Annotated in this window: 4 protein-coding genes and 4 pseudogenes; 4 read left to right on the plus strand and 4 right to left on the minus strand. The window is 64.6% G+C overall.

Annotated elements, in window-relative coordinates; translation table 11 throughout:
- A pseudogene (locus NF20_RS25230) lies at positions 1–605 on the minus strand (IS256-like element IS1245 family transposase); the annotation flags it as partial.
- A 106-nt stretch (positions 606–711) separates the two neighbouring features.
- Between NF20_RS25230 and NF20_RS25235 the strand changes: the two are divergent.
- Positions 712–1,311 (plus strand): annotated as a pseudogene (locus NF20_RS25235) (FAD-dependent monooxygenase); the annotation flags it as partial.
- A gap of 66 nt (positions 1,312–1,377) precedes the next feature.
- On the opposite strand, the gene NF20_RS25240 reads toward NF20_RS25235, so the two are convergent.
- Positions 1,378–2,613: an IS256-like element IS1311 family transposase gene (locus tag NF20_RS25240; protein ID WP_033712867.1), complete on the minus strand. Its 1,236-nt coding sequence runs from the start codon at positions 2,611–2,613 to the stop codon at positions 1,378–1,380.
- Between the two features lie 55 nt (positions 2,614–2,668).
- Between NF20_RS25240 and NF20_RS27820 the strand changes: the two genes are divergently transcribed.
- The 3 genes and pseudogenes from NF20_RS27820 to NF20_RS27490 form a co-directional block, all read left to right on the plus strand.
- A complete protein-coding gene (locus NF20_RS27820; protein ID WP_179944066.1) occupies positions 2,669–3,019 on the plus strand; it encodes a hypothetical protein in 351 nt (116 codons plus the stop codon).
- Between the two features lie 137 nt (positions 3,020–3,156).
- Positions 3,157–3,396, plus strand: a pseudogene (locus NF20_RS25250) (acetolactate decarboxylase); the annotation flags it as partial.
- A 108-nt stretch (positions 3,397–3,504) separates the two neighbouring features.
- Positions 3,505–3,630: pseudogene (locus NF20_RS27490) on the plus strand (IS256 family transposase); the annotation flags it as partial.
- A gap of 34 nt (positions 3,631–3,664) precedes the next feature.
- On the opposite strand, the gene NF20_RS25255 reads toward NF20_RS27490, so the two are convergent.
- Entirely contained in the window at positions 3,665–4,969 is a 1,305-nt protein-coding gene (locus NF20_RS25255) for an IS256-like element IS666 family transposase (protein WP_011724019.1), read from the minus strand.
- A gap of 138 nt (positions 4,970–5,107) precedes the next feature.
- Complete coding sequence (locus NF20_RS25260; RefSeq protein WP_007172236.1) at positions 5,108–6,346, minus strand: IS110 family transposase; 1,239 nt, start codon at positions 6,344–6,346, stop codon at positions 5,108–5,110.
- Positions 6,347–6,483 lie beyond the last annotated feature (137 nt).

The raw sequence follows: 6,483 nt of genomic DNA on the forward strand, positions 1-6,483 counted from the left end.
ACCTCAAAGCCCAGTACCTCGCGGCGCCCGTCAGCGGCCACCCCGGTGGCGATGACCACCGCCTGCGACACCACCCGATGATTCACCCGGGCCTTGCAGTAGGTGGCGTCGAGGAAGACATACGGAAAGCGCTGATCACCCAACGGCCGGTCCCGGAAGGCCGCGACCTCGGTGTCGAGGTCTTTGCAGATCCGGCTGACCTCGCTTTTGGAGATCCCGGTATCGGTACCCAGTGCCTTGACCAGATCGTCGACCTTGCGGGTGGAGGTGCCGTGCAGGTAGGCCTCCATCACCACCGCGAACAAGCACTGATCGACCCGGCGACGCCGCTCCAACAACGCCGGGAAAAATGACCCGGTGCGCAGCTTGGGAATCCGCAGTTCCAGGTCCCCTGCGACCGTGGACAGCGTGCGCGGACGCGAGCCGTTGCGCTGATTGGAGCGGGTCTCGGTGCGCTCATGGGGAGAAGCCCCGATGAACGCGGTCAACTCCGCGTCGATCAAGGCTTGGTAGATCGTTTCGGCGGCTTGAGTGATCCGCTCACCGGCATCGGCGGTGCGCAGTGCGTCGAGCACCTCCAGCAAGGCAGACTGGTCCAGGGCCATCGCGATGTTCCTCTCGGTAGTGATTCTTGGTCGTTTCACCACAGAGACTCACGCGATGGCCCTCTTACGTCAGGGACCGACACGCCGCCATCACTTACACCACTCCCCGGGACGCTCCCCGACGTACATGCGCATCGGGGCCACTCGCTACCGATGGGAATTTCGGCTGCTGCCCGGCGAAACTGCCGACGATTACCGCAGCTGTGCTGCGCTTCGTAGCCTGATCTCACCGTGGGTCGGCGACGTAGCCGACGAAGACCTCGAACTGGTGCGGGTGGCCGAATACACCTTCCGTGCCCAGCTGGCGAACCGGTGGCGGGATCGCAACGTGTTTCTCCTCGGCGACGCAGCCCATCTCACACCGCCGTTCATCGGACAAGGCATGGGAGCAGGGCTCCGGGACGCGATGAACCTAGCCTGGAAGCTGGCCGGTGTACTCGGCGAAGACTTGCCCGAGGAGGTCCTGGAAACCTACGAGCAAGAGCGCAAACCACATGCGCGCGCGTTGATCGCCCTTGCCCTCGGGATGGGGTGGGCCATGACCGCCGGCGGTGGCATCGGGGACGCGATCCGACGCACTGTTGTCCCGCGCCTGCACCTCGTCCCCGGCATGCGGGGCAGGATCGTCAACAGCAGAACCCCGGCTCTGCGCAGATCCGCGCTCGTTGTCAAATCCCGTCTCCGCCGAGACCTTGCAGGCACGCTGTGGGTTGTGCCCCGTGAAGTGGTGTAAAGCCGATCGGCGTTTCGCCTGAGGCTCTGCGAGTTTCCACTATGCCGTGATGGCGGCGGGGACGGCAACGGATTGGTCGGCTGAATCGGAGCGGGGATGTAATAGGGCCAGGGTGGTCTCGGAGAGATAGCGCTTTTCGGCGACTTGCCATTCGTCGTGGGCTTCGACGAGAACGGAGCCGGCCAGCCGTAGCAGCGCGGCGGGGTTGGGGAAGACGCCGACGACGTCGGTGCGGCGTTTGATCTCCTTGTTGAGTCGTTCGAGGGGGTTGGTGCTCCAGATCTTTTTCCAGTGCAGGACAGGGAAATCGGCGAATGCGGTGATGTCGTCGGCGGCCTCGCGCAGCATCGTTTCGACCTTGGGCAGTTGGCGGCCGAGCATGCCGGCGATGGTGTCGAGTTGCTCTCGCACATGTTCGGCGTCGGGTTGGGCGAAGATGGTGCGGATCGCTGCGGCGACCATCTCGGCTGATCCCTTGGGCACCTGGGCGAGCACGTTGCGCAGGAAGTGCACCCGGCATCGTTGCCAAGATGCGCCGATGAGGATGGCCTCGATGGCGCTGCGCAACCCGGTGTGGGCATCAGAGATCACCAGCTGCACCCCGGACAGGCCGCGGGTTTTCAGTGAGCGCAGAAACGCCGTCCAAAACGCGCCGTCCTCGGAGTCACCGACGTCGAAGCCGAGCACTTCACGGCGTCCGTCAACCGCGACACCGGTGGCGATGACGACCGCTTGGGAGACCACCCGATGGTTGACCCGAGCCTTGCAGTAAGTGGCGTCGAGGAACACATACGGGAAGTGCTGCTCGGATAGAGGCCGGTCCCGAAAGGCGCCTACCTCGGTGTCCAGATCGGCGCAAATCCGGGAGACCTCGCTTTTGGAGATGCCGGCGTCCGCGCCGAGGGCTTTAACCAAATCGTCGACTTTGCGGGTGGAGGTGCCGTGCAAATAGGCCTCCATCACCACCGCGAACAAGCACTGATCGACCCGGCGGCGCCGCTCCAGCAGCGCCGGGAAGAACGAGCCCGACCGAAGCTTGGGAATCCGCAACTCCAAATCGCCAGCGATCGTCGACAGTGTGCGCGGCCGAGACCCATTGCGCTGGTTGGTTCGTGATGCGCTCCGTTCATGCGGACCGGCGCCGATCACCGCCGTCAGCTCCGCATCGATGAGTGCCTGATAAATCGTCTCGGCGGCCTGCTTGATCCGATCAGCGGCATCGGCATTGCGTAATGCGTCCAGCACCTCCAGCAAGGCAGACTGATCCAGGGCCATCGCGATGTTCCTCTCGGTAGTGATCCTTGGTCGTTTCACCACAGAGACTCACGCGATGGCCCTCTACATCAGCACCGACACGCCGCCACTATTTACACCACGCCCCGGGACGTTCCCCACGCTGTGTCCGAACCCGTTGCTAGACAACGGTGCTCGGTTCGACAACGTCGTCGGAAATCGGTTCGCGCTGATCGCGTCCTTACCGCTGACGAAGGGCCAGCGCATCGAACTTGACCACCGCGGGGCCGTCGTCTTATCGGTCAAACCCGGCTGTGAACTCGACCGCTGGCTGCGGCGAGGCCGTGCTACCGCCGCGATCGTTCGGCCCGACCGCACCGTGATGCGAGCCGGCCGCGACACCGCCGCGCTGTGTAATGCCTTGCTGTACTTCTGTCCTGGAGACTGAGCTGACCGTGGAACAAGACAACCAAATCATCATCCGTGGGCTCCGCGGCGAACCGGCGGATCTCAACGAGGGGGAGGAACTCTGAAGTGGCAGCCTCTGACCATTGTTGGGCTCAAGAGATCTTCCAGACCTCGACAATGGGAGCACTGCTGGATGGCGTGTACGAGGGAAACGTCACGGTCCGTGAATTATTGCGCCATGGAGACTTTGGTCTCGGCACCTTCAACCGTCTAGACGGCGAAATGCTGGTGCTCGATGGGGTCTGCTACCAACTGCGCGCGGACGGCAGTGCCGCGCTCGCCGATCTCGATGAACTGACTCCATTCGCCGCAGTGACCTGGTTTCACCCCGACCGGACGATAGACGGGGAGCGTCCCGGGGAGTGGTGTAAGTGATGGCGGCGTGTCGGTCCCTGACGTAAGAGGGCCATCGCGTGAGTCTCTGTGGTGAAACGACCAAGAATCACTACCGAGAGGAACATCGCGATGGCCCTGGACCAGTCTGCCTTGCTGGAGGTGCTCGACGCACTGCGCACCGCCGATGCCGGTGAGCGGATCACTCAAGCCGCCGAAACGATCTACCAAGCCTTGATCGACGCGGAGTTGACCGCGGGAGGAATTGTCAAGACCTGTGGATTGGGGTGTTTCAGGCGACCTCCGTTTCGGCTGATTCGGCCGGTTCGGGTGGTGTGATGTCGACGGGCCGTTCGAGTAGCTTGCCCTTGTGGAAGACCGCGCCGGCGCGGACCAGGGCGACCAGGTGTGGTGCGTTGACGGCCCTCCAGCGGGCTTGTGCGGCGTCGATCAGCTTGTAGGCCATGGCAATTCCGGCCGCGCGTGATCCGGGGCCCTTGGTGACCTTGGTTCTCAACCTGACGGTGGCGAACGTCGACTCGATCGGGTTGGTCGTTCTCAAGTGGATCCAGTGTTCGGCCGGGTAGCGGTAGAACTCGAGCAGCACGTCGGCGTCATCGACGATCTTGGCGACCGCCTTGGGGTACTTGGCCCCGTAGTCCACTTCGAAGGCCTTGATCGCGACCTGTGCGTGGTCGATGTCCTCGGCGTTGTAGATCTCCCGCATCGCCGCCAACGCACCGGGGTGGGCTGACTTGGGCAGGCAGGAAAGGACATTGGCCTGCTTGTGGAACCAGCATCGCTGCTCGCGGGTAGCCGGGAACACCTCGCGCATCGCCTTCCAGAAGCCCAGTGCACCATCACCGACAGCCAGCACCGGGGCGGTCATCCCGCGGCGTCGACACGACCGCAGCAGATCGGCCCACGACTCGGTCGACTCCCGATACCCATCGGCCAGCCCAACGAGCTCCTTTCGGCCATCGGAACGCACGCCGATCATCACCAGCAAGCAGAGCTTCTCCTGCTCCAACCTGACCTTGAGATGAATGCCGTCGACCCACAGGTACACGTAGTCGGTGCCCGACAGATCGCGCTCGCCGAAGGCCTTGGCCTCGTCCTGCCACTGCGCGGTGAGCCGAGTGATCGTGGTGGCCGACAGCCCGGCACCCGAGCCGAGGAACTGTTCCAACGCGGGACCGAAGTCACTGGTCGACAAGCCGTGCAGATACAGCAGCGGCAGCACCTCGGTCATCTGCGGGGACTTACGCGCCCACGCCGGCAGGATCGCCGAGGAAAACCGCCGCCGCTCAGCGGTATCGGCGTCGATACGCTTGTCGTTGACCCGCGGCGCGATCACCGTCACCGCACCCGCCGCGGTCAACACCTCACGCTCGCGGTGATAGCCGTTGCGGACCACCAGCCGATGCCCGTTCTCATCGACCTCCCCAGCATGGGCGTCGATGTAGGCGGCGACCTCGGCGGCCAACGCCGCCGCCAGCATCTGGCGGGCACCGTCGCGGACGATCTCATCGAGCAACGACCGCGACCCGCACGCGTCCTCGTTGGAGGAATCCTGGTCGTGAACTACCGTGAGCATGGGCGTACCTTCCCAACCAGCGCGCCAACGCCGGTCTTGATCAGAGCTACTGGACTTTCAGATCATCCTCGGGAAGGTGCGCCCATTTCTCACGCGCCCCGCCGAGGCTCATCCACAGACCTCCGATCTTGTTAACAGTCAAGCGGCGGCTCGTGTGGGGTGCGTCGGGGGTGGTCGGTATGCCTTGATTGGGTCGTAGGTTTGGCTGGTTTGCAGGCAGTGGTAGAGCTGGCCGAGCATGCGGTTGTAGAGGTGGCGCAGGGCTGCGGGGTGGCGGTCGCCGTGGTCGCGGCGTGTCAGGTAGTGAGCGCGGGTGGGTCCTTCGCAGCCGGCCGCGATGAACGCCCAGACGAATCCGACGGCGGCAAGTCGGTTGTTCTTCACGTGCCGGTGAGTGATGCGGATGCTGCGCCCAGAGGCTTTGGTGACGGGCGCCGACCCGGCGAACGCCTTCAATGCTCGGGCGTCGGCGAATCGTGTTCGGTCGTCGCCGATTTCGGCGAGCAGGCGGGCACCGGTAAGGTCGCCGACCCCCACAAATGAGGTGATGATCCTGTGGTCGGCGTGCTGGGCAAAGGTGGCGGCGGTGGCCTCGCCCAGCCGGTCGACGTTGGCGCACTCAGCGTCGAGGGTGGCCAGCAATGCGACTGCTTGGATACCGAAGGCGTCTTCGACCGGGGCGGGGTGTCGCAGCTGCGGCAGCCGCAGCTGCTGGTGGATTGTCGCCGCGAGCGTGGTCAGGCCGCGTTGGCGTCCGGCGCGGCGCAGGGCGGCGGTGATCTGCGGCTTTGACAGCCGCGCCGCCTTGGCCGGGGTGGCAGCGATGGCGAGCACCGCACGAGCTTCGGGTGCGGTGATTCCGCCGGGACGGTCGGCGAAGGCGTGCAGGAAACCCGGGAAATATTCCCGCAGCAGCGACCGCAGTTCGTTGCCGGCCCGGTTACGCCGCCAGGTGGCGTCCTGGTGGGCACGGGCCAGCACGGTGATCGATTGCGCCAGTTCGGTGTCGGCGGGTAACCGACGATGCTGGTCGATGTCGGTACGCAGGATGTTGGCCAGCGTGACCGCATCGCCGTGGTCAGACTTCTTGCCCGACATCGACGTCCGTTCCCGATAGCGGGCCACCGACATCGGGTTGATCGGGTAGATCGGTCGACCGCTGGCCCGCAACACGGCGACCAGCAACCCGCGCGGGGTCTCGATCGCGACCGGGATCGGATCCTCAGGGTCGTCGTCGGCATCGGCCAGCATGGCGGTCAGTTCGGCGAATCCGGCGACCGACTCGGGGATGCGCCGTCTGGCGACCAGCCGACCGTCGGCATCCACCAGCGCGACGTCATGATGATCCTGGGCCCAGTCGATCCCACACGTGACCATGGACAAATTTACCTCCTTGGTTGTCGAAATGTGTTGGGTGCGTGACCCTTTGTGAGAACGCGCGGCGCCCTAATAGCAAGGCTCTGATGGCCTGACCTCCGATTGAGCCGTTCGCGACCCCAGCAACCCGCACGACC

The sequence above is a fragment of the Mycobacterium sp. MAC_080597_8934 genome (assembly GCF_000523975.1).
GTDB lineage: Bacteria > Actinomycetota > Actinomycetes > Mycobacteriales > Mycobacteriaceae > Mycobacterium > Mycobacterium avium.

Bases quoted from the DNA above. Each gene is read 5' to 3' on its own strand.
- NF20_RS25240 (WP_033712867.1), bottom strand. From the start codon at position 2,613: ATGGCCCTGGATCAGTCTGCCTTGCTGGAGGTGCTGGACGCATTACGC.
- NF20_RS25255 (WP_011724019.1), bottom strand. From the start codon at position 4,969: ATGCTCACGGTAGTTCACGACCAGGATTCCTCCAACGAGGACGCGTGC.
- NF20_RS25260 (WP_007172236.1), bottom strand. From the start codon at position 6,346: ATGGTCACGTGTGGGATCGACTGGGCCCAGGATCATCATGACGTCGCG.
- NF20_RS27820 (WP_179944066.1), top strand. From the start codon at position 2,669: ATGGCCCTCTACATCAGCACCGACACGCCGCCACTATTTACACCACGC.